We start from the raw sequence: 23,637 nt of genomic DNA, 5'->3' as shown, positions 1-23,637 counted from the left end.
CACCGAAGTTGGCCGAGAACACGGAAGGACCCCTGCCGCAGATCCATGCGACAGGGGCCCTCCGGCAGGATGGGACTGCACCCCTCTACCCGCGCTACCTTGCAGGTCAGAGCCCTCTACCGCCCCCGCTACCGGGGTAAAGGGCCCCCACTACTTTCGGGGCCTACGGCGAGGGACCGGACCCGTCGACGACAGGTCCGGCCCCAGGGGCTCGGTAGAGGGGGAGGGCGCTACCCGGTGAAGGGGATGGCGCCCTCGATGTCACGCCTCTGCCACCCGGCGCCGTTGGTGCCGTCGATCTTCACCTGCTTGCTGGTGCGCTTCACGCCCGCCAGCTCGAGCTCCTTGGCGAGCTGCGTCTCGTCCCAGTCGCCGTAGGTGTCCTCGTCCATGACGACGAGGCGCTGCAGCAGGTCGCGGGAGAACATGCGCGGCGCGTGCCGCATCGCCTCCATGACGTCGGACAGGACCGCGGGGATCCGCTGTCCCTGCTCGGCGGCCTCCGTCATCACGTCGCCGGCCGCGTCGCCGGTGAGCTGCCCGGCTTCCTTGCGCATGGCCCGCCCCTTGGCGCACAGCTGGTTGAACTCGGCCGTTGTCAGCAGGTCGTTCTTGACCGTGGCGAACGACGCGGGCCCGGTGACCAGGACGACGACACCCTTGTGGTCCTCGGAGAGGACCGAGGCGTCAGCGCCCATGGAGGCCTTGCCCTTGCCGAGCACCATGTCCGAGCTCGTCTGGTCGGTGACTTGGGTGCATGCCCGGATGGTGATCATCTCCCGCAGTTTCGTCGGCACCGACTCGGCATCGGGCCGCTGGCTGGCGTAGTTGGAAACGAACCCTGCGGCCGGCCCACGGCGGGCGATACGCGCCATGTCGTCGATGACCTGCTTGCGCTCCTTCTCGTCGCTCATCGCGATGAAGCATTCCTGCAGCTCATCCACGGTGAAGAAGATGAAAGGCATGTTGTAGCGGGTCACGATCTCCGGGGTCAGCTTGCCCTCCGGGCAGATGGACGTCGGGAGCTCTCGCAGGATCGCGAAGCGCCGTTCCATCTCCGTCAGCAGCTCGTCGAGCAGGGCCTTGAACGCCTCGATGGCGTCGTCCTCGGCGCCGAGGACCAGGCGGTGCGCCACCTGCCGCATCTGCATCCAGTCCTGGCCGCCCTTGAAGTCGGCGACGTAGTGCCGCACGAACGGGTCGAGCAGGCCGGCCGCCGTCATCAGCCGCTGCGTGAACGTCTTCCCGCGGCGCGGGAGTCCGCCGAAGAACATCGACTGCCACACGACCGGGACCGCGATGCGGTTGCCACGGGCGTCGTGCCCGAACGGGATCGGGTCCCAGATGGAGAACCGCTCCATCTTCGCCAGCGGCGAGGGCACCGGGTCCGCGAGGTACGGGTCATCGTCCGCTACCCACATGCTCACCCGGGACGCGTTACCGCCCTGCGCCGCACGCACACGGGACATGACTACCTGGATCTCGTCTACGCCGAGCTCGGCGGCAATGGTGGTCCGCTTGGCCAACACGTCCGCAGCAGTCTTCCCGCCACCCTTCGGCAGATCGAAGACCACCGCCCAGCCGCGGCCGTCGCGGACCGGCCCCATGATGCAGGTGACCTTCGGTCCGTCGTCGTCTCCACGGCCGCTTTTCAGGAGGCCAGAGGCGCGCAGAGCGTCGTTGAGCTGCTGGGCGGACATGTCGACCTTCAGCGGCGGGGCGCCCTGGTCGAGCAGCTGCGTGTGCTCACCACGCCCCAGGTAGGCGAGAGGGCTGATGACGGCGCCGGCGATACCGGTCTGCAGGAGCGGCGGCGCCAGGTACACGCCGACCGCCGCCGCGGCGACACCGACAGCTGCGGCACCGAAGCGCCACCGCCTGGTCGTCGTCCGTGCCGCGTGCGCGGCCTGCAGGCGTGCAGCGAGCTCGACGTCCTCGGGCTTCACCTTCACCTGCGCCTTGAGGGCCTTCACGGTCGCGCTGTGGTCCTGCGCGGAGAGCGTCGGCCACAGTCCGGTCGTGGCCCGGTAGAGGCCGCGGGACGCCAGCCACACCGTCTTCACTGCGTACTTGGGGACGCGGATGCCGTGGAACCGGGTGTGCCACCAGCACAGCCTGCCCAGCGCCACCGTGTTGGCCTTCAGCAGCGCCGGGGTGCGGGCCCACGCGGGCAGTACGGGGACGTCGGGGACGGTCAGCCAGTCGGCGAGCGGGTTGTCTTCCCGGTCGACCGCCTCGACGGCCGGGACTTCCGTCACGGATTCCGTCACGGCCGGCTGCTCGGCGGCGACGGTGTACTGCGGCTTGAGCAGATTCACCTTCACGATCGGATGGCCGTTGACGGGCCGCTCGAGAATGTCAGTCATGCTGGTCATCTCCTACTGCTCCGAGAGCGGTCAGGGGCACGGGGCGGCCGACTTCCTGGGTGGTGGACGGCCGCCCCGTGGCGTAGCTACTTGCGCTTCTCCTGGCGCTTGCGGGCGCCCTCGAGGATCCGGTCGACCTTGCGCTCGAGGTCGCTGCGGTCGACGGTCTCGCTCGCCAGGCAGCGCTTCGCCATGCGGGCCACCAGGCCGGCCACCTTCACGTGCTCGGCGACCGTCAGCTTCGGATAGTTCGGGTCCGGCGCCGCCATCACTTGGCCTCCGCCTTCAGCTCGGCGGCCTCGACGATCGCGGCGGCCGTGGCGAGCTGCGCCCACACGGCGGCCTGGTCGACGATGACCGGGCTCAGGTGCCGCGGGTGGTCACTCGTCAGCAGCTTCTCGGCTTCCGCCCGGTACTCGGTGCTGTCCATGGCTCTCCTCTGGGGTTAGGCGGGGGTGATGTCGCGGGCGCTGACGATGTCCTCGCGCAGGATGCGGCCACTGTCCATGGCGATCCGGACGTCGCCGCCGCCGAGTCGCTCGATGAGGGTGACGCGCTGGCCGGTGGCCTTCAGGCGGTACTGGTCGGTCTGTGCGGTGGGGGTGGTCGCGGCCTTGCGCTTGCTCTTGCCGAACATGGCGGGTTCCTCTCAGGTCAGTTCAAGACGAAGTACGGGAGCCGTGGCAGCCAGTCAGCTGCGCTTGGCCTTCTCCTGCTGCATGTCGACCCACAGGCCGCGCAGGATGAGGAGGCAGATGGTGACCGCGACGGCGGAGATGGCGACCGCCACGAACCCGACGGCGAGGGACACCGCGAGGAACGGGGCGGCGACACCGACCGCGATCCACTTGCCGGTGTTGGGCTGCTGTACGGGGGCCGGCGGGTGCTGGCATCCCTGGTGCTGGGTGAGCTGCTGCGCCTGCAGGATGGCCATCACCAGGGCCAGCTGCTCCGTGTTGTGCGCGGCCTCGACCGCCTCGCGGGCGGCCTTCTCGATGTCGCTCACTGCGCTGCCTCCGCTACCACCTCGCGGCGGAGCTCCGCCGCCTCCCGGCGTGAAATCCCCAGCTGATCCTTGAGCTGATCGATGGTCACCCCACGGCCGCCGTCGGCTACCACCTTCCGGTGGATCCTGCGCGCCTCTCGTCGCAGGTCAGCCGGGGTCAGGGTGACCACCTCGGTTACCACCTGGCGGGGGGTCTCAGCGGGTACCGCAGTGGTCACCTTGCTGGTCACCCACTCGTCCCACAGGGGAGAGGCCGCGGGCAGTTCCAGGGCGGCCGGGGTGACCACCGGGAGCGGCGCCACGTCGGCCCGCTCGATGGTCACCGCAGCGGCAACCGGGATGGCCACCTCGGCCACGTCCTCCCGGGCGGCGAGCGCCTGGTGGACCTGCCGCATGAGGGCGCCGAACGCCAGGAGCGCGGCCGTGGGAGGCACAGCGGCCACCACATAGTCGAGCAGCGGCACATCGGCAGGGTTCCGGTCACCGGTCACACCGGCCACGTTCAGGACGATGGAGCCCAGCGAACCGACCGTCGTCAGACCGATCGCCCACGGGTCGACCTTCTTCACCAGCGCGGCCCGCAGCATCAACAGCTCACCCGCCACGATGAACAGATCCAGCGTCGCCGGCCACGCCCACGCCCGCTCCGTCGCGCCACCCAGCCCGTGAGCCAGAGCCACCTCCGCCAGGTGCGCGTACGACAGCCAGAACGCCGCCCCGGTCAGAGCGATGATGACTACGCCGGCCGCGATAGCCAGGGCCCGCGTGGGGTCGATGTCCTTCACCGGTCAGCCTCCAAGTCGAGAGCGTCGAGCAGACCGGCCAGCACGTAGGCCAGGCCATAGGCCGCGCGGATCATCTCGTCGCCGTCGTGGAGGTTCGCCTTGCCCTTCTCCGCGAGCACGGCGCGAGCCCGGTCCCGGGCGTGGATCAGGTCCCGGAAGTACACGGGCCCGTCCTTCTCCGGGTCGAACAGGGGCGAATGAGTGCTCACCGGGCACCGCCCGTCCGCGGGCCGCGGAGATTCGCGTCATCGCGGTTCGACTGGGCCTGTCGGCGGGCCTCCGCCTCGGCGTAGTCGCGAGCGTCCTGCGTCCGCTGGTCGGCGCTCATGCCGCCACCGCCTTGGCGGCCGTGGCCAGGTACTCGCCCCGGTAGGCGAGGTAGTGCTGCAGCGGCATCTCGCCCGCGTTCGGCACCTTCACGGGGACGCCGAGCAGTCCCTGTTCGGCCGCCTTCCGGTACAGGGCGCGCACCATCTCCGGGTCGGTGGCTTCGGCCGCGGCCTGCATGCAGCCGTTGACGAGGGCGTAGAACGCGTCGTGCTCCGACGACGCGGGGACCTGCTGTACGGGCGCCGGGGGCGCCTCATCGACGGCCGGGGGCTCGGGGTGGTCCCGGTCCCCATCGTCGATACTGCGCCCGTCCACGGGGATCATCAGCACCTGGAGGAGCAGGTACTTGAACGCGGCGCTCATGGCCTTGTTCGTGGCCTTGTCCGCGAAGTCGGACGCCTCACCGGGGACGGTGGCCTCCAGGCAGTCACCGGCCGGCCCGTACACCCGGTAGCGCATCGTCAGCCGGACCGTGGTCATCTTCCCGTCCGGCCCGTACCGCTCGGCGGTCTTCTCCACGACCTCGGGGAGGATGAACACCCCGTGGGCCCGCAGCGGGCCGGCCACGGCGGACATCAGGTCGTCGATGCCGCGGAACTTGTACCGCTGGGACGTGTTCACCTGGTCCTTGCCGACCGGGACAACGTCACGCATCACGTTCGCGAGGGCCATGTGAACGCTGGGGGCGGGGATGGCAGTATCTGCCATAGCGGTTCTCCTGTTCAGGCAGGTGGTCCGTGAGGCCCCGGGCCGGAGTTCGTACCTCCGACCGGGGCCGTTCTTTGCGCTAATTCGCAGACCCCTTAGGTTGCAAGTGACCTATTGGAGAGCGCCGGTTCGCCGACCTCTCACCCCTGGTCCGGCCATGAGCGCACCCGACGCGCCCGGTGTCCTCGACGCGGACGAGGCGGTCGAGCCTGGGCGCGGGCCCGAGGAGGGGCCGGTCGACCTCCGACTCGTGCCACCGGCGCTGGCGGCGTGGGGCGCGGCGGCATGGGCGGTGGGAGCCGCCGGGTGGTGGGTGATCGCGGGCGTGCTCCTCTGCCTGGCGGGGGCGGCCGCCCTCCTGACGGCTCTCCGGGCGCGGCCCCGGTGGGCGCTGCGGGCCACCGCGGGCGGGGCGGTACTGATCTGCGCCGCCGCCGGCGCCGCATCGGGCGGGTTCCACGCGGCCGACCTGCGTCGGGGGCCGGTGCCCGGCCTCGCGGAGGAGTACGCCCGGGCGAGGGTGGAGGTGACGGTCACCTCCGACCCCCGGCTCACCCGGGCCCGGATCCGGGGCGACAGGACGGCGCCGGTCTCCGTCGTGCTGGACGCGGAGGTGACCCGGATCGAAGAGACGGGCGGAGCCGCGCACCGGACCAGGACCCCGGTCCTGGTCGTCGTGCCGGCCGGGGAGGCGCAGCGGGAGTGGCTGCGGCTGCTGCCCTCGACCCGGCTGCGGCTCACCGTGCGGCTCGCGCCCCCGATGCACCCGGACGACCGGTTCGCGGCGGTGCTCCGGGTCGGGCCCGGGCCGCCCCGGATCACCGGGCCGCCGAACGCCGCGCAGCGCACGGCGGGAGGGCTGCGGGCGGGGTTGCGCCGCGCGACCGAGGACCTCCCTCCGGACGCCCGGACGCTGTTGCCCGGCCTGGTCGTGGGCGACACCTCGCGGATCGAGCCGGAGCTGAGCGACGCCTTCGAGGCCACGGATCTCACCCACCTCCTCGCCGTGTCCGGCTCCAACCTCACCATCGTGCTGCTCCTGCTCATCGGACGCCCGGGTACGGCGATGCGGGCGGAACGCGGCGGGCTCGCGCCCCGGCTCGGGCTTTCGTTGCGGTCCACCGCGGTCATCGGAGGAGGGCTGACGCTCGCCTTCGTCGTCGTGTGCCGGCCGGATCCGAGCGTGCTGCGGGCGGCGGCCTGCGGCGCGGTCGTCCTGCTCGCCATCGGCACGGGCCGCCGCAGGTCACTCGTCCCCGCGCTGGCCGCGGCGGTCCTGGTCCTGGTGCTGTACGACCCGTGGCTCGCGCGGAGTTACGGTTTCCTGCTCTCGGTTCTGGCGACCGGGGCGCTGCTGACCGTCGCGCCGCGGTGGAGCGATGCGCTGCGGCGCCGCGGGGTACCGGGGAGGATCGCCGAGGCGCTGGCGGCGGCCCTGGCCGCCCAGGCGTTGTGCGCGCCCGTGGTGGTGGTCTTCGCCGCCCGGGTGAGCCTGGTCGCGATCCCCTGCAACGTGCTCGCCGAGCTGGCCGTGGCGCCGGCCACGGTCCTCGGGTTCGCCGCGCTCGCGCTGGCGCCGGTCTCGCTGCCTGCGGCAGAGCTGGTGGCCAGGGTCGCGGCCTGGCCCGCCGGGTGGATCGCCGGCGTGGCCCGGGCCGGTGCCTCCCTGCCCGGGGCGGAGACGGAGTGGCCCGGCGGATGGTGGGGTGCGCTGCTGCTGGCGGGTCTCTTCGGTCTGGGGGCGCTCGGGGCCTGGAGGCTGCCCTTCCGACGGAGGATCGCAGCGGGCTGCGTCGTCCTGCTGTTCCTCGCGGTGGTGAGACCGCCGCCGTTGACCCGGCTGGTCAGCGGCTGGCCGCCGCCGGACTGGGCGTTCGCGATGTGCCAGGTGGGGCAGGGCGACGCGACGGTGTTGGCCGCCGGCGGTGGTGCTGCGGTCGTCGTGGACGCGGGGCCCGACCCGGACCTGGTGGACCGGTGTCTTCACGATCTCGGGGTCGGCTCGGTTCCCCTGGTGGTGCTGACGCACTTTCACGCGGACCATGTCGCGGGGCTGCCCGGGGTGCTGCGCGGGAGGTCGGTGGGGGCGATTCAGACGACGGGGCTCGAAGAGCCCCCAGGGCAGGCGGCGTTCGTGCGTCGCGCGGCCGCGGCGGCGGGGGTGCCCGTCGTCCGTGCGGGGGCCGGAGAGCGCAGACGCCTGGGCCCGCTGGAGTGGCAGGTGTTGTGGCCGCGGGCGCGGGCCGGTGCGGTGGGGGCGGAGGAGTCGGGGCCGAACGACGCCAGTGTCACGCTGTTCGTCCGGACCGGGCGCGGGCTGCGGCTGTTGCTCCTGGGGGACCTCGAACCACCGTCCCAGCAAGGTCTGTTGCGGGCGCATCCGGGGCTCGGACCGGTGGACGTGCTCAAGGTCGCCCACCACGGTTCGGCCCATCAGGATCCCGGGCTGATACGGGCGGTCAGACCGCGGCTGGCGTTGGTGTCGGCCGGCCGGGACAACCCGTACGGCCACCCCTCGCCCCGGACCGTCGAGGCGTTGCGGGCGGGGGGCGCGGAGGTGCTGCGGACGGACCGGGACGGTGCGATCGCGGTGACGGGGGCAGGGGCCGGGCTGCTTGCCGTGCCGAGCGTGCGGCGGCGCTGATAGGGAAATGCTTGTAAAGGAATCTTTCTAAAGATAGCTTTACATCATGTCGGAGGACGAGACGGCGGCCATGTCGCCCGGCGGCGAGCAGCCGCGCAGCGTCAGCCTCACGGACGCCCGCGCCCTGCGGGCCTACGCCCACCCCACGCGGATGACACTGGTCGGTCTGCTGCGGCGGAGCGGGCCCTTCACCGCGACCCGGGCGGCCGAGCTGACCGGGGAGTCGGTGGCCAGCTGCTCGTACCACCTGCGCATACTCGCCAAATACGGGCTGGTGGAGGAGGCGCCAGGCGGCCGGGGGAGGGAGAAGCCCTGGCGGGCGACCGCCCGGTACACCGCCTGGCCGGGCGACAGTGAGGACGCCTCCGTCGCGGAGGCGGCGGACGCGCTGAGCGTCGCCGTCGCCGAGCGGTACTTCGAGCGGGTCCTCCGGGCCATGGAGGACCGGCACCGGTTGCCCAAGGAGTGGCGGGAGGCGGAGATGTTCGGCGATTCCCTGCTCCACCTCACGCCGGACGAACTGGCCACCTTCAGCCGGCGGGTCGACGAGTTGCTGCAGCCGTACGAGGACCGCGAGGCCGACGTGGCACTGCGGCCGGAAGGAGCCAGGCCGGTCAGTGTGCTGCGGATCGCGTACCTGGACCGAGAGATTCCCGAGGAGATCCCCGAACTCCTCCACGGCGACGATGAGGAGTGAGGGATGAGAGTGACGGAACGCATACCCGCGCTGCTGCGGGAGCGGACCTTCCGGCGGTACTGGACCGGCCAGACCGTCTCGCTCGTCGGCGACCAGATCTCCCTCATCGCGATTCCGCTCGCGGCCGTGCTCGTCCTCGGTGCCGACGCCGCGGAGATGAGCTGGCTCAAGACCGCGGAACTGCTGCCCGCGCTCCTGCTCAACCTGCCCCTCGGCGCCTGGGCCGACCGGCAGGCGAAGCGGCGACGCGCCATGATCGCGGCAGACCTCGCGCGGGCTGCGTTGCTGCTGACCCTCCCCGTCGCGTATCTGCTCGACGCCCTCACCCTCGGGCAGCTCTACCTCGTGGCCTTCGGGGTCGGTGCGCTGGCCGTGCTCTTCGAGGCCTGCAACGCCTCGCTGTTCGTGGCGCTGGTCCCGACCGATCGCTATGTCCAGGCAAACTCACTGGTCAACGGCAGCCGTTCGATGGCCTGGCTGGCGGGTCCCAGCGCGGGCGGTGTACTCGTGCAGATGCTGACGGCGCCCATCGCCCTGGTCGCCGACGCCCTCACCTACCTCGTCTCGGCGGGCTATCTGGCCCGGATCAGACCCGAGGAGCCCCCGCCGGCACCGGGCGGCAAGGGCCACTTCACCCAGGGCCTGCGCTGGCTCGTCCGGGAGCGGTCCATGCGGGCGCTGTTCGCGGCATCCGGAACGATCCAGTTCTTCAACTACATGTTCCACACGCTCTTCGTGCTCTACGCCACCGTCGAACTGGGCCTCAGCGCCGGCGTTCTCGGCGCCGTGCTCGGCGCGGGAGCGGTAGGAGGGCTGATCGGCGCCGCGTGCAGCGGGGCGGTCGTACGCCGCTTCGGAATCGGCCCCTCGATCGTGTTCGGCTTCGTGGGCTTCACCGCGCCGCTGCTGCTCATACCGCTCGCCCAGGGCCCCACCGCCCTCGTCGTCGCGCTGCTGTTCACGGCGGAGTTCCTCTCCTGCGTCGCCGTCATGGTCGTCGACATCGCCGCGGCGTCCTGGCAGATGGCGCTGATACCCGAGAGCATCCGGGCCCGGGTGATGGGCGCGTTCCGTACCCTCAACCATGGCTTCCGCCCGATCGGGGCGCTCGCCGCGGGTGCGCTGGGCACGGTGCTCGGGCTGCGTCCGACCCTGTGGATCGCCACCGTCGGAGGCGTGTTCGCCGTGCTGTGGCTGCTGCCCTCGCCCCTCGCCCGTACCCGCGAACTGCCCACGCCCGCCCAGGAACCCGAACCCGCGGCCTGAGCCCGGCCGGCGTCGGCCGACCGTCAGACCAGCCACTCCCCGGCGCGCATCAGCTCCCGGTCCGCCAGCTCGTTCACCTCACGCCATGCCTTCACCGATCTGGGGGCGACCCGGAGGTAGACCCAGGTGGGCCGGTCGCGCGGATCCCAGGCCAGCTTGGCCGCGAAGGCGTCGGCCGAGGCGGTCGGCAGGTCGGTGCCCTCCACCACCTCGGCCGTGCCGTCGATCAGCACCACGTCCCGGGTGTGCCCGAGGCTGAGCCTGACCTCACCCTTCGGGGTGAGATTGCGGGCCGTGGGATTGGTCCGCCTCGTGCAGAGCAGAAGGGTCCCGCGGCCGGGCAGTCCGTCCTGGACGTCCCAGACGAAGGACAGCGGCACCAGGCAGGGTTCGTCGCAGCCGGACGCGGTCGCGACCCAGAGGTCCTCGTCCTGCGCGAGGCGGGTCAGGACGTCCTGCTTGCGCTGCAAGCGGGGTCGGGGAAGGGGCAAGGGCGGTTCATGGTCGGTCATGATCCGGACGGTACGGGAGGCGGTGTGGGGGCGCCTCGGGCCTCGGGCATCCGACCTAGGACCAGCGCCTCATGGCCGAGCCGAGGGGCGTGGCGGCAGACTCGGAATATGACCACGCATACCCAGCGAGCTTCGGACACGGATGACACCGGTGAGACGGCCGAGGCGGCCGAGGCGGCCGAGGCGGCGAAGACGGTGGGCGCGGTGGACGTGCCGGTCGAGGCCTATCTGCGGCGCATCGGAGCGGCCCGGCCGGTGCGCCCCGACCTGGCCGCTCTGCGCGACCTTCATCTGCGGCACCTGAGGACGATCCCCTTCGAGAACCTGTCGGTCCACCTCGGCGAGGACATCGTCCTGGAGGAGAAACCGCTGCTCGACAAGATCGTCGGGGCGGGCAGGGGAGGCTTCTGCTACGAACTCAACTCCACCTTCGCCGTCCTGCTGCGCGAACTCGGCTTCGCCCCCACGCTCCTTCAGGCGCGTGTCGTCGGCAAGGACGGCCGGCTGGGCATCCCGTACGACCACATGGCGGTGCTGGTGGAGACGGAGGAGGAGGGACGGTGGCTCGTGGACGTCGGGTTCGGTGACCACAGCCACTTCCCGCTGGCACTCGACGAACGGGGTGACCAGTCCGATCCCGGAGGCACGTTCCGCGTCGTGGAGACCGAGGACGGCGACCTGGACGTGCTGCGCGACGGCGAGGCGCAGTACCGGCTGGAGCCGCGGCCGCGCGTGCTCGCCGACTTCGCGGCCGGTGCCTGGTACCACCGCACCTCCCCGGACTCGCACTTCACCCGCTCCCTCGTCTGCTCCCGGCTCACCGAGGAGGGCCGGATCACCCTCAGCGGCCCCACGCTCGTCACGACCGTGTCCGGCGGGAAGCGCCATGAGCAGGTGCTGGACGGGGAGGAGGCGGTGAGGGCGGCGTACCGGGACCTGTTCGGCATCGAACTCGTCGAGCTGCCGGCCGTACGGTCGTCGCGGGCCCGTGAGGCCGCGGGCTCCGAGCCGGGCTCCGAGCCGGGCTCCGACTCGGGGTCGGGCGCGGACGGTTCGGATCCGTCCGCGTAAGGGCCGCTCGGCCCCTTACGGTGCCTCCAGCCAGCCTTCGTACTCCGCGGCGAGTTCGTCCAGCGCCGCGGAGTCCAGCCGGCCCTCCGGGTCCTCCACGACCACCAGCCACTGGGCGTCCTCGGCGTCGTCCTCGCCGGCCAGCGCGTCCCGTACGAGCTGAGGCTCCTGGGCGACCGCGAAGCGGGCGGGAAGCTCCTCGGCGACCTCCTCGGCGGCGTCGCGGTCGGGCAGTACCAGTACGTGTCGTTCACTCACCTCGCCATTCTCGGGCATGGGGAACGGTGTCAGCGGCCCGTGGGATGCTGGACGAGATGGCCACCAGGAAGAATTCGAACGACGACCTTCTCGCCCCCGTCACGCTCGCCGTGGGCCAGGAGGACCTGCTCCTCGACCGCGCCGTCCAGGAGGTGGTGGCGGCCGCGCGGGCCGCCGACGCCGACACGGACGTACGGGATCTCACCTCCGAGCAGCTCCAGCCGGGGACACTCGCCGAGCTGACGAGCCCGTCGCTCTTCGCCGAGCGCAAGGTGCTGGTCGTGCGGAACGCGCAGGACCTGTCCGCGGACACGATCAAGGACATCAAGGGGTACCTCGGCGCGCCCCTCGAGGAGATCACGCTGGTGCTGCTCCACGCGGGCGGCGTCAAGGGCAAGGGCCTGCTCGACGCGGCGCGCAAGGCGGGTGCGCGGGAGGTGGCCTGCCCGAAGACGACGAAGCCGGCGGAACGGCTGACGTTCGTACGGCAGGAGTTCCGGACGCTGGGGCGGTCGGCCACGCCCGAGGCATGCCAGGCGCTGGTCGACTCGATCGGCAGCGACCTGCGGGAGCTGGCGTCGGCGGTCGCGCAGCTGACGGCGGACGTGGAGGGGACGATCGACGAGGCGGTCGTCGGGCGGTACTACACGGGGCGGGCCGAGGCGTCGTCGTTCAACGTGGCGGACCGTGCGGTGGAGGGGCGGGCGGCGGAAGCGCTGGAGGCGCTGCGCTGGTCGCTCTCGACCGGTGTCCCGCCGGTCCTGATCACCAGCGCGCTGGCGCAGGGCGTCCGGGCGATCGGCAAGCTGTCGTCGGCGCGGGGCGGACGGCCGGCGGATCTGGCGCGGGAGCTGGGGATGCCGCCGTGGAAGATCGACCGTGTGCGGCAGCAGATGCGGGGGTGGACGCCGGACGGGGTGTCGCTGGCGCTGCGCGCGGTGGCGGAGGCGGACGCGGGCGTGAAGGGCGGGGGGGACGACCCGGAGTACGCGCTGGAGAAGGCGGTGGTCGCGGTGGCGCGGGCGGCGAGGTTGCGGCGCTAGGGGCCGTGGCCGGTTGATTCCCGCCGGGCCTCCGCCCGTCCCGCAGGAAGCCGGCAGCTTCGCGCCGGTGGGGTCCTGATCCTTGCCTGGAAGTGGCAGCAGGCCCCGGCGTCGGCGGGCCGGGGTTGGGTGCGGCGAAGGCCCCGCGGGCTCCTGGGGAAGGAGCGCGCGGGGCCTTCGGCGTGGTGCTTGTGGGCTCGTACACGCGTGGCGAACGCGTGTCGCGTACGAGTCCGGGGTGCCGGTTGGGAGCGGGAGAGAGGGCCCGCTGCGTCCCGTCCGGCGTTACATCAGAGAGCTCAGCCCTGCAGAGCGGCAACCTTGGTGGCCAGCGCCGACTTCTTGTTGGCGGCGGCGTTCTTGTGGATGACGCCCTTCGAGACAGCCTTGTCGAGCGCGCGGGAGGCGGCGCGAGAAGCCACGACGGCCTTCTCGACGTCACCCGCGGCAACGGCCTCGCGGGCCTTGCGGATCGCGGTCTTGAGCGAGGACTTGACGGCCTTGTTGCGCAGGCGCGCCTTCTCGTTCGTCTTGTTCCGCTTGATCTGGGACTTGATGTTCGCCACGAAAAGAGCCTTTTCAGGTTCGGTGTTGTTTCTGAGGTGTGCCTCTGCGCTGAGAGGGCGTACGAGACACAGCTGTCCACGGTATCAGGGCCCGTAACCTCTGCCCAAACCGAGCGGAGCCGCTCACTCGTGGGACCATGGAGCCTACGTATCCAACCGACCATCGCCCCGAGACGAGACCTTGCGTGCCCGCGACTCCTACCCACGTGCCTGAGCCGAGCCGTACCGACCCGGCGTTGATCCGTAATTTCTGCATCATCGCGCACATCGACCACGGCAAGTCCACGCTTGCCGACCGGATGCTCCAGCTGACCGGTGTGGTCGACCAGCGGCAGATGCGTGCCCAGTACCTCGACCGGATGGACATCGAGCGCGAGCGCGGCATCACGATCAAGTCCCAGGCCGTGCGTCTCCCCTGGGCGCCCACCGAGGGCGAGGGCCAGGGCAAGACCCACATCCTCAACATGATCGACACCCCCGGGCACGTCGACTTCACCTACGAGGTCTCGCGGTCCCTGGCGGCCTGTGAGGGCACGATCCTGCTGGTCGACGCCGCCCAGGGCATCGAGGCGCAGACCCTCGCGAACCTGTACCTCGCGATGGAGAACGACCTCACGATCGTTCCCGTGCTGAACAAGATCGATCTGCCCGCCGCCCAGCCGGAGAAGTTCTCCGAGGAGCTCGCCAACCTCATCGGCTGCCAGCCCGAGGACGTGCTCAAGGTCTCCGCCAAGACCGGCATGGGCGTCGAGGCGTTGCTCGACCGGGTCGTCGCGAACGTCCCGCCCCCCGTCGGCGTCGCCGACGCCCCCGCCCGCGCGATGATCTTCGACTCCGTCTACGACTCCTACCGCGGTGTCGTGACGTACGTCCGTGTCGTCGACGGCCAGCTCAACAAGCGCGAGCGCATCAAGATGATGTCGACCGGCGCCACCCACGAGCTGCTCGAGATCGGTACCAACTCGCCCGAGATGCTGCCGGCCGACGGCCTCGGCGTCGGCGAGGTCGGCTACCTGATCACCGGTGTGAAGGACGTCCGGCAGTCCAAGGTCGGTGACACGATCACCAGCCTGACCAAGGGCGCCACCGAGGCCCTCGGCGGGTACAAGGACCCCAAGCCGATGGTCTTCTCCGGCCTCTACCCGCTCGACGGCTCGGACTACCCCGAGCTGCGCGACGCCCTCGACAAGCTGCAGCTCAACGATGCCGCGCTGGTCTACGAGCCGGAGACCTCCGCTGCCCTCGGCTTCGGCTTCCGCGTCGGCTTCCTCGGCCTGCTGCACCTGGACGTGATCCGGGAGCGCCTGGAGCGTGAGTTCGGTCTCGACCTGATCGCCACCGCCCCCAACGTGGTCTACCGCGTGGTCATGGAGGACGGCAGCGAGCACACGGTCACCAACCCGAGCGAGTTCCCCGAGGGCAAGATCAACGACGTGTACGAGCCCGTCGTACGCGCCACGATCCTCGCCCCGAGCGAGTTCATCGGCTCGATCATGGAGCTCTGCCAGACCCGTCGCGGCACGCTGCTCGGCATGGACTACCTCTCCGAGGACCGGGTGGAGATCCGTTACACCCTCCCCCTCGCCGAGATCGTCTTCGACTTCTTCGACCAGCTGAAGTCCAAGACGCGCGGTTACGCCTCCCTCGACTACGAGCCCACCGGCGAGCAGGCCTCCAGCCTGGTCAAGGTCGACATCCTGCTGCACGGCGACAAGGTGGACGCCTTCTCGGCGATCACCCACAAGGACGCCGCGTACGCGTACGGTGTGCGGCTCGTCGCCAAGCTGCGCGAGCTCATCCCGCGGCAGGCCTTCGAGGTGCCCATCCAGGCCGCGATCGGCTCCCGGGTCATCGCCCGCGAGACCATCCGCGCCATCCGCAAGGACGTCCTCGCCAAGTGCTACGGCGGTGACATCTCCCGTAAGCGGAAGCTGCTGGAGAAGCAGAAGGAAGGCAAGAAGCGGATGAAGATGGTCGGCTCCGTGGAGGTCCCGCAGGAGGCCTTCATCGCCGTCCTGTCGAGCGACGACTCCGCGGGCGGCAAGGCCAAGAAGTGATCGGCTGTTCAGCTGACTGATACACCGAACGGGTCTCCGCGTGGCAGGTGCGGGGGCCCGTTCGGCGTTCGTTCTGTTATCAACCGGGTATGAAGAGGCGGCCGCCAGACTCTTACGCGTCGGACTTCGGCCATCTACTCTGATCCCCGAATCAAAGGTTACTCGCCAGTTAGATACGCACCGCCAGATCGCACCACCCGCAGGCACCGCCGCCGCCCGGAGGACGTCGTGAGCGACACACAGACCTTGATCGAGAACCGGCCGCCCTCCGTGGCGACCCTCTTCCTTGAGCGCGTCGAGCGGACTCCCGATGCGGAGGCCTATCGCTATCCGGTTCCGGCGGTTTCCGGCCAGGGGCCGGACGAGTGGAAGTCGCTCAGCTGGGGGCAGGCCGCCGAGCGGGTCTACGCCATCGCGGCCGGTCTGATCGACCTGGGGGTGCAGCCCGAGGAGCGCGTGGCCCTGGCCTCCTCCACGCGGGTGGAGTGGATCCTCTCCGACCTCGGTGTGATGTGCGCGGGAGCGGCCGTCACCACGATCTACCCGCAGACCAACGCCGAGGAATCGGCGTTCATCCTCTCCGACTCCGAGTCCAAGGTGCTGATCGCGGAGGACGCGGCCCAGGTCGCCAAGGCCCGCGAGACCCGCGCCGACCTGCCCGGTCTCCACCACGTCGTCGTCATCGACCCGACGGGCGTCGAGAGCGACGACTGGGTCCTCTCCCTCGCCGAACTGGAGAAGCGCGGCCAGGCCTACCTGGAGCGGCACGCCGACGCGGTCAAGGAGCGCGTCTCGGCGATCACCGCCGACCAGCTCGCCACCCTCATCTACACCTCGGGCACCACCGGCCGCCCCAAGGGTGTCCGCCTCCCGCACGACAACTGGTCGTACATGGCCAAGGCCATCGCCGCGACCGGTCTCGTCACCGGCGACGACGTCCAGTACCTCTGGCTGCCGCTCGCGCACGTCTTCGGCAAGGTGCTCACCTCCGGCCAGATCGAGGTCGGCCACGTCACCGCCGTCGACGGCCGCATCGACAAGATCATCGTGAACCTTCCGGTGGTCCAGCCGACCTACATGGCCGCCGTGCCCCGCATCTTCGAGAAGGTCTACAACGGCGTCGCCGCCAAGGCGCGCGAGGGTGGCGCGGCCAAGTACAAGATCTTCCAGTGGGCGGCCGGGGTGGCCCGCGAGTACGCCAAGGTCACCCAGGACAACTTCCGACGCACCGGCACCGCCTCCGCGCCCTTCGGTCTCACCGTGAAGCACAAGGTCGCCGACGCGCTGGTCTACAAGAAGCTCCGCGAGGCCTTCGGCGGCCGGCTGCGCGCCGCCGTCTCCGGCTCCGTCGCGCTGGCGCCCGAGATCGGCTTCTTCTTCTCCGGCGCGGGCATCCACATCCTGGAGGGCTACGGCCTCACGGAGTCCAGCGCCGCCTCCTTCGTCAACCCGGGTGAGGCCTATCGCACCGGCACGGTCGGCAAGCCGCTGCCCGGCTGCGAGGTCCGGATCGCCGACGACGGCGAGATCCTGCTGCGCGGCCCCGGCATCATGCAGGGCTACCACGGTCTGCCCGAGAAGACGGCCGAGGTCCTGGAGGCGGACGGCTGGTTCCACACCGGGGACATCGGCGAGCTGTCCGCCGACGGCTACCTGCGGATCACGGACCGCAAGAAGGACCTGTTCAAGACGTCCGGCGGCAAGTACATCGCGCCCACCGAGATCGAGGGCCAGTTCAAGGCCGTCTGTCCCTTCGTCTCGAACATCGTCGTCCTCGGCGCCGACCGCAACTACTGCTCCGCCCTCATCGCGCTCGACGAGCCCGCCATCCTCGGCTGGGCCGCGGAGAACGGCCTCGCGGGCAAGGCGTACGCGGAGGTCGTGGCCGCCCCGCAGACGCTGGCGATGGTCCAGGGGTACGTGGACCGGCTCAACGAGGGCCTGCAGCGCTGGCAGACGATCAAGAAGTTCCGGCTGCTGCCGCGGGACCTGGACGTGGAACACGGTGAGCTGACCCCGTCGCTGAAGATGAAGCGGCCGGTGGTGGAGCGGACGTACAAGGACCTGATCGAGGACATGTACGCGGGGGCGCGGGAGGCGTGACCGCTCCGGTCCAGCCGTAGCCGGGGTTATCCACAGGCCGGCGGCTTACGTCGGGCGGTACGGGACAATGGGCTCATGCCTTCCGTACTGCCCGATGGTGAGCCCATGCCCGAGGACGGGGTGCTGCCTGCGCACGCCCTGGAAGGGGCCGGGGACCGGCCGCTCGGGTTCTATCTGCATGTGCCGTACTGCGCGACGCGCTGCGGCTACTGCGACTTCAACACGTACACCGCGAGCGAGCTGCGCGGTGCCGGAGGCGTCCTCGCCTCCCGGGACAACTACGCGGGACAGGTCGTCGAGGAGATACGCCTCGCCCGGAAGGTGCTCGGCGACGACCCGCGGCCGGTGCGGACCGTCTTCGTCGGCGGCGGTACGCCGACGCTGCTCGCGGCCGGTGATCTCGTACGGATGCTGGGGGCGATCCGGGACGAGTTCGGGCTCGCGGACGACGCCGAGGTGACCACGGAGGCGAACCCGGAGTCGGTGGATCCGGCCTATCTGGCGGAGCTGAGGGCCGGCGGCTTCAACCGGGTGTCGTTCGGGATGCAGAGTGCCCGGCAGCACGTCCTGAAGGTCCTCGACCGTACGCACACCCCGGGGCGGCCCGAGGCGTGCGTCGCGGAGGCGCGGGCAGCGGGCTTCGAGCACGTCAACCTGGACCTGATCTACGGGACGCCGGGGGAGTCCGACGACGACTGGCGTGCGTCGCTCGAGGCGGCGATCGGAGCGGGCCCCGACCATGTCAGCGCGTACGCGCTGATCGTCGAGGAGGGGACGCAGCTGGCGCGCCGGATCCGCCGCGGCGAGGTGCCGATGACGGACGACGACGTGCACGCGGACCGGTACCTGATCGCCGACTCCGTGTTCGCCGAGGCCGGCTTCGAGTGGTACGAGGTGTCGAACTGGGCCACGTCGGAGTCCGGGCGGTGCCTGCACAACGAGCTGTACTGGCGCGGCGCCGACTGGTGGGGCGCGGGCCCGGGGGCGCACTCGCACGTGGGGGGTGTGCGGTGGTGGAACGTGAAGCACCCGGGGGCGTACGCGGCCGCCCTCTCGGCCGGGAGGTCGCCGGGCGCGGGGCGGGAGCTCCTCTCGGCGGAGGACCGGCGCGTGGAGCGGGTGCTTCTGGAGCTACGGCTCCGGGAGGGTGTGGAGCTGGAGCTCCTGCGTCCCGCCGGGCTGGCCGCCTCGCGCAAGGCGCTGGCGGACGGGCTCCTCGCGTCCGAGCCGTACGAGGCGGGGCGCGCGGTCCTGACCCTGCGGGGCCGGCTCCTTGCCGACGCGGTCGTCAGGGACCTGGTGGACTAGAGCGTGGTGCGCGCCACGGCATTCCTGGTGGGGATCCGGCAGTGATCGAACGCCGTGCTATTCATGGACCGTGACGGCTTCCGGCATATCCAGCAGGCCCTTCGACGCGGTGCTGTGCGACCTCGACAACGTGATCCGCTTCTACGACCTGGCTCCGCTGGCCGAACTCGAACGTGCTGCGGGACTGACCGAGGGCACCACCGCGAAGGTGGGCTACGCCCCTGAGACGGACCTGCCGCTCCTCCTCGGCAGGATCACCAAGGAGGAGTGGGTGAGCGCCATCGCTTCGGCGCTGTCCGGCCAGGTGTCACAGGCGCACGCCCATGGGCTGGGGGCAGCTCTTGCCGATGCTCCGTTCCGGGCCGACGAGGCGGTGGTGGCCCTGCTTCGCCAGGTGCGGCGACACATGCCCCTGGTCCTGGTGACCAACGCGACCCTCGAACTGGAGCGTGACCTCGAGTCGATGGGGTTGGCGGATCTCGCGGACCACGTCGTCAGCAGCGCCCGGGTGGGAGTGGCCAAGCCCGACCGGGAGATCTACGAGATCGCGGCGGAGCGGGCAGGAACAGTCGCCGACCGGTGCCTGTTCGTGGACGACCGGCTGGAGAACGTCCAGGCCGCCACCGCGCTCGGGATGACCGGCGTGCTCTACCGCGAGCCGGCCGACCTCCAGAAGGCGCTGGGCTCCGTGCTCGGCGGCTGAGAAGCCCTCTCCTTCGGCACCGGCCCGGTGGAAGGCCGGGGCGACCCGTCGTGACGCGGTGCGGTCATCCGGCTCCCCAGCCTCCGGGCCAGCTCATGATCGCGACCGGGAGAGGCCTCAGGGCGCCGTCACGAAGTCGATCAGCTCCTCCACCCGGCCCAGGAGCGACGGTTCCAGGTCCTTGTAGGAGTGGACCTTCGACAGGATGTGCTGCCAGGCCGCTCCCGTGTTCTGCGGCCAGCCCAGCGCGTGGCAGACGCCCGTCTTCCAGTCCTGGCCCGGGGGGACCACCGGCCATGCCGGGATGCCCACGGAGGACGGCTTCACCGCCTCCCAGACGTCGATGTACGGATGGCCCACGATCAGGACGTCCGGGGACGAGACCCGCGCCGCGATGCGGGACTCCTTCGAGCCCGGCACCAGGTGGTCGACGAGGATGCCGAGCCGCGCGTCCGCCGCCGGGCCGAAGTCCGCGACGATCGACGGGAGGTCGTCGATGCCCTCCAGGTACTCCACCACCACGCCCTCGACGCGCAGGTCGTCGCCCCAGACCCGCTCCACGAGCTCCGCGTCGTGCCGGCCCTCCACGTAGATCCGGCCCGCCCGTGCCACCCGCGCCCGCGCGCCCGGGACCGCGACGGAGCCCGAGGCCGTGCGGCTCGGGCGCGCCGGGCCGGCCGCGGGGCGGACCAGCGTCACCACCTTGCCCTCCAGCAGGAAGCCCCGCGGGTCCATCGGGAACACGCGGTGCTTGCCGAAGCGGTCCTCCAGCGTGACCGTGCCCGCCTCGCAGCGGATCACCGCTCCGCAGAAGCCTGTCGAGACCTCCTCCACCACGAGGTCCACCTCCGCCGGCACCTCCGGCACCGGGGCGGATCGCTTCCAAGGGGGCGTCAGATCCGGGTTGTAGCTGCGCATTCGGGCGACGTTATGCGACGGAGAAGCGCCGTGCCAGCTCATCCCGCTGGCGCCGCACGAACGCCGCGTCCACCACCGCCCCGTGCCCCGGCACGTACAGCGCGTCCTCCCCGCCCAGCGCCAGCAGCCGGTCCAGGGCCGCCGGCCAGCGCGAGCCGACGGCGTCACTGCCGGCCTGCGGCTCGCCCGACTCCTCGACGAGGTCGCCGCAGAAGACGACCTCCACCCCGTCGACGTCCGGGACCAGCAGCGCCAGGTCGTGACCCGAGTGCCCCGGCCCGACGTTGGCCAGCAGCACCTGGCGGCCGCCCAGGTCCAGCGTCCACTCGCCCGACACCATGTGCCCCGGAAGGACGAGGGTGTCCACGGCCTCCGTCGCCGCCGACTCCGCCACCCCTTGTCGTACCGCGTCCTCCCGCAGCGCGTGCCGCTCCCGCCGCATCAGCTCGTCCAGGCCCACCGCCCCGAACACCTCCGCCCCCGCGAAGACCGCCGTGCCCAGCACATGATCGAAGTGCGGGTGACTCAGTGCGATGTGCGTCACTCTCCGGCCGCCCGTGAGCGCCTCCGCCTGCGCCCGCAGCTCGGCGCCCTCGGCGAGCGTCGAGCCCGTGTCGTAGAGCAGCACGGCCCGCTCGCCCAGCACCAGGCCCACCGTGGCGTCCCAGCCGGGCAGCCGACGCCTGCCCACCCCGTTACCGAGCCGCTCCCAGCCGTACTCTTCCCAATCGACATCCATACCGCGACGCTATCCGCAACGACGTGGCCTCCGACACGGCCTCCTTGCCAGGAGCGATGCCCGCCGCCGTACACTGGCCGGGGGATTCCTGGCACTCGAACAGGGCGAGTGCCAAATGCGGAGCAACCGATACGACAGCTGGAGGTGTGCGCGATGCTCAGCGAACGCAGACTCGAGGTGCTGCGCGCCATCGTCCAGGACTATGTCGGGACGGAGGAGCCGGTCGGCTCCAAGGCGCTCACGGAGCGCCACAAGCTCGGCGTCTCGCCCGCCACCGTGCGCAACGACATGGCCGTCCTGGAGGACGAGGGCTACATCGCCCAGCCTCACACCAGCGCCGGACGCATTCCGACCGACAAGGGCTACCGCCTCTTCGTCGACCGGCTCGCCGGCGTCAAGCCGCTGTCGACGCCCGAGCGGCGCGCTATCCACAACTTCCTCGACGGAGCCGTCGACCTCGACGACGTCGTCGGGCGCACGGTGCGGCTGCTCGCGCAGCTGACCCGGCAGGTCGCCGTCGTGCAGTACCCGTCGCTGACCCGCTCGACGGTCCGCCACGTGGAGCTGCTCGCGCTGGCCCCGGCCCGGCTGATGCTGGTGCTGATCACGGACACCGGCCGGGTCGAGCAGCGGATGATCGACTGCCCGGCACCGTTCGGCGAGGCCTCGCTCGCGGACCTGCGAGCCCGGCTCAACAGCCGCGTCGTCGGCCGCCGTTTCGCGGACGTGCCGCAGCTGGTGCAGGATCTTCCGGAGTCCTTCGAGGAGACGGAGGACCGCGGCACGGTCTCGACGGTGCTCGCGACCCTGCTCGAAACCCTGGTGGAGGAGCATGAGGAGCGGTTGATGATCGGCGGCACCGCCAATCTCACCCGCTTCGGCCATGACTTCCCCCTCACGATCAGGCCCGTTCTCGAAGCACTGGAGGAGCAGGTCGTGCTCCTCAAGCTGCTGGGCGAGGCCAAGGACTCGGGCATGACCGTACGGATCGGGCACGAGAACGCCCATGAGGGCCTCACCTCCACGTCCGTCGTCGCGGTCGGCTACGGTTCGGGCGACGAGGCAGTCGCCAAACTCGGCGTGGTCGGACCGACCCGCATGGACTACCCCGGAACGATGGGAGCGGTACGCGCAGTGGCACGTTACGTCGGACAGATCCTGGCGGAGTCGTAAGTGGCCACGGACTACTACGCCGTACTCGGCGTGCGCCGCGACGCGTCCCAGGACGAGATCAAGAAGGCATTCCGGCGGCTCGCCCGCGAGCTGCACCCGGATGTCAATCCCGATCCGAAGACGCAGGAGCGGTTCAAGGAGATCAACGCCGCCTACGAGGTGCTGTCGGACCCGCAGAAGAAGCAGGTCTACGACCTCGGTGGCGACCCGCTGTCCGCGTCCGGCGGCGGTGGTGGAGCCGGTGGCTTCGGCCAGGGCGGCTTCGGGAACTTCTCGGACATCATGGACGCCTTCTTCGGTACGGCGTCACAGCGAGGGCCGCGCTCGCGCACACGCCGCGGCCAGGACGCCATGATCCGGCTGGAGATCGACCTCAACGAGGCCGCCTTCGGCACGACGAAGGACATCCAGGTCGACACGGCGGTCGTCTGTACGACCTGCTCCGGCGAGGGTGCCGCGCCCGGCACGTCCGCCCAGACCTGTGACATGTGCCGCGGCCGCGGTGAGGTCTCGCAGGTCACGCGGTCCTTCCTGGGCCAGGTCATGACCTCCCGCCCCTGCCCCCAGTGCCAGGGCTTCGGCACGGTCGTCCCGACCCCGTGCCCCGAGTGCGCGGGCGACGGACGGGTCCGTTCGCGGCGCACGCTCACCGTGAAGATCCCGGCCGGTGTCGACAACGGCACGCGCATCCAGCTCGCGGGCGAGGGCGAGGTCGGTCCCGGCGGCGGCCCCGCCGGTGACCTGTACGTCGAGATCCACGAGGTCCCGCACGAGGTCTTCCAGCGCCGTGGCGACGACCTGCACTGCACGGTCACCATTCCGATGACGGCGGGAGCGCTCGGTACGAAGGTGCCGTTGCAGACGCTCGACGGGATGGAGGAGGTCGACATCCGCCCGGGCACCCAGTCCGGCCAGTCGATCCCGCTGCACGGGCGCGGCATCACGCACCTGCGTGGTGGCGGCCGCGGCGACCTGATCGTGCACGTCGAGGTGACCACGCCGTCGAAGCTCGACGCCGAGCAGGAGCGGCTGCTGCGCGAACTGGCGAAGCTGCGCGGCGAGGAGCGGCCGACGGGCCAGTTCCAGCCGGGTCAGCAGGGGCTGTTCTCGCGGTTGAAGGACGCGTTCAACGGGCGGTAGGCGGGGTGGCTGGGGGTCCGGGGGTCGTCCCCCGGGTCGGCACTGTCAGCCGGGTCGGCAGGGGCTGTTCTCGCGGTTGAAGGACGCGTTCAACGGGCGGTAGGCGGGGTGGCTGGGGGTCCGGGGGTCGTCCCCCGGGTCGGCACTGTCAGCCGGGTCAGCAGGGGCTGTTCTCGCGGTTGAAGGACGCGTTCAACGGGCGGTAGGCGGGGTGGCTGGGGGTCCGGGGGTCGTCCCCCGGGTC

25 protein-coding genes are annotated in these 23,637 nt (G+C 71.1%); 11 read left to right on the top strand and 14 right to left on the bottom strand.

The window, feature by feature from the left end:
- Positions 1-230: 230 nt before the first annotated feature.
- From ACFUJR_RS20755 to ACFUJR_RS20715, 9 genes are all read right to left on the bottom strand, one after another.
- Positions 231-2,366: a cell division protein FtsK gene (locus ACFUJR_RS20755; protein ID WP_383169847.1), complete on the bottom strand. Its 2,136-nt coding sequence runs from the start codon at positions 2,364-2,366 to the stop codon at positions 231-233.
- Positions 2,367-2,452: 86 nt separating this feature from the next.
- Entirely contained in the window at positions 2,453-2,635 is a 183-nt protein-coding gene (locus tag ACFUJR_RS20750; protein WP_383169889.1) for a DUF6257 family protein, read from the bottom strand.
- Positions 2,635-2,796 (bottom strand): hypothetical protein, encoded by a 162-nt coding sequence (locus ACFUJR_RS20745; protein WP_383169849.1) that lies wholly within the window; start codon positions 2,794-2,796, stop codon positions 2,635-2,637. Before ACFUJR_RS20745 ends, ACFUJR_RS20750 begins: the two co-directional genes overlap by 1 nt.
- A 15-nt stretch (positions 2,797-2,811) precedes the next feature.
- Positions 2,812-3,003 (bottom strand): hypothetical protein, encoded by a 192-nt coding sequence (locus tag ACFUJR_RS20740; RefSeq protein WP_383169851.1) that lies wholly within the window; start codon positions 3,001-3,003, stop codon positions 2,812-2,814.
- Between the two features lie 54 nt (positions 3,004-3,057).
- Positions 3,058-3,372, bottom strand: coding sequence for a hypothetical protein (locus tag ACFUJR_RS20735; RefSeq protein WP_383169852.1), 315 nt, complete (start codon positions 3,370-3,372; stop codon positions 3,058-3,060).
- Complete coding sequence (locus ACFUJR_RS20730) at positions 3,369-4,157, bottom strand: DUF2637 domain-containing protein (RefSeq protein WP_383169854.1); 789 nt, start codon at positions 4,155-4,157, stop codon at positions 3,369-3,371. The genes ACFUJR_RS20735 and ACFUJR_RS20730 overlap by 4 nt, the downstream gene beginning before the upstream one ends.
- Positions 4,154-4,366: a hypothetical protein gene (locus tag ACFUJR_RS20725; protein WP_383169856.1), complete on the bottom strand. Its 213-nt coding sequence runs from the start codon at positions 4,364-4,366 to the stop codon at positions 4,154-4,156. The genes ACFUJR_RS20730 and ACFUJR_RS20725 overlap by 4 nt, the downstream gene beginning before the upstream one ends.
- Complete coding sequence (locus ACFUJR_RS20720; RefSeq protein ID WP_383169858.1) at positions 4,363-4,485, bottom strand: hypothetical protein; 123 nt, start codon at positions 4,483-4,485, stop codon at positions 4,363-4,365. The genes ACFUJR_RS20725 and ACFUJR_RS20720 overlap by 4 nt, the downstream gene beginning before the upstream one ends.
- Positions 4,482-5,195, bottom strand: a complete 714-nt coding sequence (locus tag ACFUJR_RS20715) for an ERF family protein (RefSeq protein ID WP_383169860.1) — start codon at positions 5,193-5,195, stop codon at positions 4,482-4,484. The genes ACFUJR_RS20720 and ACFUJR_RS20715 overlap by 4 nt, the downstream gene beginning before the upstream one ends.
- 157 nt (positions 5,196-5,352) lie before the next feature.
- Between ACFUJR_RS20715 and ACFUJR_RS20710 the strand changes: the two genes are divergently transcribed.
- Genes ACFUJR_RS20710 through ACFUJR_RS20700 form a run of 3 tightly spaced genes read left to right on the top strand, consistent with a single transcriptional unit; the run spans position 5,353 to position 9,802 of the window.
- Positions 5,353-7,839: a ComEC/Rec2 family competence protein gene (locus ACFUJR_RS20710; protein WP_383169861.1), complete on the top strand. Its 2,487-nt coding sequence runs from the start codon at positions 5,353-5,355 to the stop codon at positions 7,837-7,839.
- Between the two features lie 46 nt (positions 7,840-7,885).
- Positions 7,886-8,536: a winged helix-turn-helix domain-containing protein gene (locus ACFUJR_RS20705; RefSeq protein ID WP_383169863.1), complete on the top strand. Its 651-nt coding sequence runs from the start codon at positions 7,886-7,888 to the stop codon at positions 8,534-8,536.
- A gap of 3 nt (positions 8,537-8,539) precedes the next feature.
- Positions 8,540-9,802, top strand: coding sequence for an MFS transporter (locus ACFUJR_RS20700; protein ID WP_383169865.1), 1,263 nt, complete (start codon positions 8,540-8,542; stop codon positions 9,800-9,802).
- A 23-nt stretch (positions 9,803-9,825) separates the two neighbouring features.
- On the opposite strand, the gene ACFUJR_RS20695 is transcribed toward ACFUJR_RS20700, so the two are convergent.
- A complete protein-coding gene (locus ACFUJR_RS20695; RefSeq protein ID WP_383169867.1) occupies positions 9,826-10,314 on the bottom strand; it encodes a pyridoxamine 5'-phosphate oxidase in 489 nt (162 codons plus the stop codon).
- A 108-nt stretch (positions 10,315-10,422) separates the two neighbouring features.
- Between ACFUJR_RS20695 and ACFUJR_RS20690 the strand changes: the two genes are divergently transcribed.
- A complete protein-coding gene (locus ACFUJR_RS20690; protein ID WP_383169868.1) occupies positions 10,423-11,385 on the top strand; it encodes an arylamine N-acetyltransferase in 963 nt (320 codons plus the stop codon).
- Between the two features lie 15 nt (positions 11,386-11,400).
- Here the strand turns inward: ACFUJR_RS20690 and ACFUJR_RS20685 are convergent, their stop codons facing one another.
- Entirely contained in the window at positions 11,401-11,661 is a 261-nt protein-coding gene (locus ACFUJR_RS20685; RefSeq protein WP_383169870.1) for a hypothetical protein, read from the bottom strand.
- Between the two features lie 38 nt (positions 11,662-11,699).
- On the opposite strand from ACFUJR_RS20685, the gene holA reads away from it, so the two are divergent.
- Entirely contained in the window at positions 11,700-12,686 is a 987-nt protein-coding gene (gene holA, locus ACFUJR_RS20680) for a DNA polymerase III subunit delta (protein ID WP_383169871.1), read from the top strand.
- 299 nt (positions 12,687-12,985) lie between these two features.
- On the opposite strand, the gene rpsT is transcribed toward holA, so the two are convergent.
- Positions 12,986-13,252 carry a 30S ribosomal protein S20 gene (rpsT, locus tag ACFUJR_RS20675; protein WP_137989361.1) on the bottom strand — a complete coding sequence of 89 codons (267 nt, stop codon included), beginning with the start codon at positions 13,250-13,252 and terminating at the stop codon, positions 12,986-12,988.
- Between the two features lie 185 nt (positions 13,253-13,437).
- Between rpsT and lepA the strand changes: the two genes are divergently transcribed.
- From lepA to ACFUJR_RS20655, 4 genes are all read left to right on the top strand, one after another.
- Positions 13,438-15,309, top strand: a complete 1,872-nt coding sequence (gene lepA / locus ACFUJR_RS20670; protein WP_383169873.1) for a translation elongation factor 4 — start codon at positions 13,438-13,440, stop codon at positions 15,307-15,309.
- A gap of 228 nt (positions 15,310-15,537) precedes the next feature.
- A complete protein-coding gene (locus tag ACFUJR_RS20665) occupies positions 15,538-17,412 on the top strand; it encodes an AMP-dependent synthetase/ligase (protein WP_383169875.1) in 1,875 nt (624 codons plus the stop codon).
- 75 nt (positions 17,413-17,487) lie between these two features.
- Positions 17,488-18,720 (top strand): radical SAM family heme chaperone HemW, encoded by a 1,233-nt coding sequence (gene hemW, locus ACFUJR_RS20660; RefSeq protein WP_383169877.1) that lies wholly within the window; start codon positions 17,488-17,490, stop codon positions 18,718-18,720.
- 70 nt (positions 18,721-18,790) lie between these two features.
- Positions 18,791-19,423: an HAD family hydrolase gene (locus ACFUJR_RS20655; protein WP_383169879.1), complete on the top strand. Its 633-nt coding sequence runs from the start codon at positions 18,791-18,793 to the stop codon at positions 19,421-19,423.
- 117 nt (positions 19,424-19,540) lie between these two features.
- Here ACFUJR_RS20655 and ACFUJR_RS20650 read toward each other — a convergent pair whose 3' ends face one another.
- Entirely contained in the window at positions 19,541-20,341 is an 801-nt protein-coding gene (locus tag ACFUJR_RS20650) for a DUF3097 domain-containing protein (RefSeq protein WP_383169881.1), read from the bottom strand.
- Positions 20,342-20,351: 10 nt separating this feature from the next.
- On the bottom strand, positions 20,352-21,080 hold the full coding sequence (locus ACFUJR_RS20645; protein WP_383169883.1) for an MBL fold metallo-hydrolase: 729 nt from the start codon (positions 21,078-21,080) through the stop codon (positions 20,352-20,354).
- 153 nt (positions 21,081-21,233) lie between these two features.
- Here ACFUJR_RS20645 and hrcA point away from each other — a divergent pair, with 153 nt between their 5' ends.
- Positions 21,234-22,253 carry a heat-inducible transcriptional repressor HrcA gene (hrcA, locus tag ACFUJR_RS20640; protein ID WP_383169885.1) on the top strand — a complete coding sequence of 340 codons (1,020 nt, stop codon included), beginning with the start codon at positions 21,234-21,236 and terminating at the stop codon, positions 22,251-22,253.
- A complete protein-coding gene (gene dnaJ / locus ACFUJR_RS20635; RefSeq protein WP_383169887.1) occupies positions 22,254-23,393 on the top strand; it encodes a molecular chaperone DnaJ in 1,140 nt (379 codons plus the stop codon).
- Positions 23,394-23,637 lie beyond the last annotated feature (244 nt).

Origin of the sequence: Streptomyces sp. NPDC057271 (assembly GCF_042668715.1) — a bacterium.
In the GTDB taxonomy this organism is placed as follows: domain Bacteria; phylum Actinomycetota; class Actinomycetes; order Streptomycetales; family Streptomycetaceae; genus Streptomyces.
The sequence above is the reverse complement of the archived record's forward strand: the minus strand, read 5'-3'. Positions and strand labels throughout refer to the sequence as shown.

Coding starts and splice junctions, on each gene's coding strand:
- ACFUJR_RS20710 (WP_383169861.1), top strand. CDS start 5,353: ATGAGCGCACCCGACGCGCCCGGTGTCCTCGACGCGGACGAGGCGGTC.
- ACFUJR_RS20740 (WP_383169851.1), bottom strand. CDS start 3,003: ATGTTCGGCAAGAGCAAGCGCAAGGCCGCGACCACCCCCACCGCACAG.
- ACFUJR_RS20755 (WP_383169847.1), bottom strand. CDS start 2,366: ATGACTGACATTCTCGAGCGGCCCGTCAACGGCCATCCGATCGTGAAG.
- ACFUJR_RS20650 (WP_383169881.1), bottom strand. CDS start 20,341: ATGCGCAGCTACAACCCGGATCTGACGCCCCCTTGGAAGCGATCCGCC.
- ACFUJR_RS20750 (WP_383169889.1), bottom strand. CDS start 2,635: ATGGCGGCGCCGGACCCGAACTATCCGAAGCTGACGGTCGCCGAGCAC.
- ACFUJR_RS20700 (WP_383169865.1), top strand. CDS start 8,540: ATGAGAGTGACGGAACGCATACCCGCGCTGCTGCGGGAGCGGACCTTC.
- ACFUJR_RS20745 (WP_383169849.1), bottom strand. CDS start 2,796: ATGGACAGCACCGAGTACCGGGCGGAAGCCGAGAAGCTGCTGACGAGT.
- hrcA (WP_383169885.1), top strand. CDS start 21,234: ATGCTCAGCGAACGCAGACTCGAGGTGCTGCGCGCCATCGTCCAGGAC.
- holA (WP_383169871.1), top strand. CDS start 11,700: ATGGCCACCAGGAAGAATTCGAACGACGACCTTCTCGCCCCCGTCACG.
- ACFUJR_RS20715 (WP_383169860.1), bottom strand. CDS start 5,195: ATGGCAGATACTGCCATCCCCGCCCCCAGCGTTCACATGGCCCTCGCG.
- ACFUJR_RS20645 (WP_383169883.1), bottom strand. CDS start 21,080: ATGGATGTCGATTGGGAAGAGTACGGCTGGGAGCGGCTCGGTAACGGG.
- ACFUJR_RS20705 (WP_383169863.1), top strand. CDS start 7,886: ATGTCGGAGGACGAGACGGCGGCCATGTCGCCCGGCGGCGAGCAGCCG.
- ACFUJR_RS20695 (WP_383169867.1), bottom strand. CDS start 10,314: ATGACCGACCATGAACCGCCCTTGCCCCTTCCCCGACCCCGCTTGCAG.
- ACFUJR_RS20685 (WP_383169870.1), bottom strand. CDS start 11,661: ATGCCCGAGAATGGCGAGGTGAGTGAACGACACGTACTGGTACTGCCC.
- ACFUJR_RS20690 (WP_383169868.1), top strand. CDS start 10,423: ATGACCACGCATACCCAGCGAGCTTCGGACACGGATGACACCGGTGAG.
- hemW (WP_383169877.1), top strand. CDS start 17,488: ATGCCTTCCGTACTGCCCGATGGTGAGCCCATGCCCGAGGACGGGGTG.
- ACFUJR_RS20720 (WP_383169858.1), bottom strand. CDS start 4,485: ATGAGCGCCGACCAGCGGACGCAGGACGCTCGCGACTACGCCGAGGCG.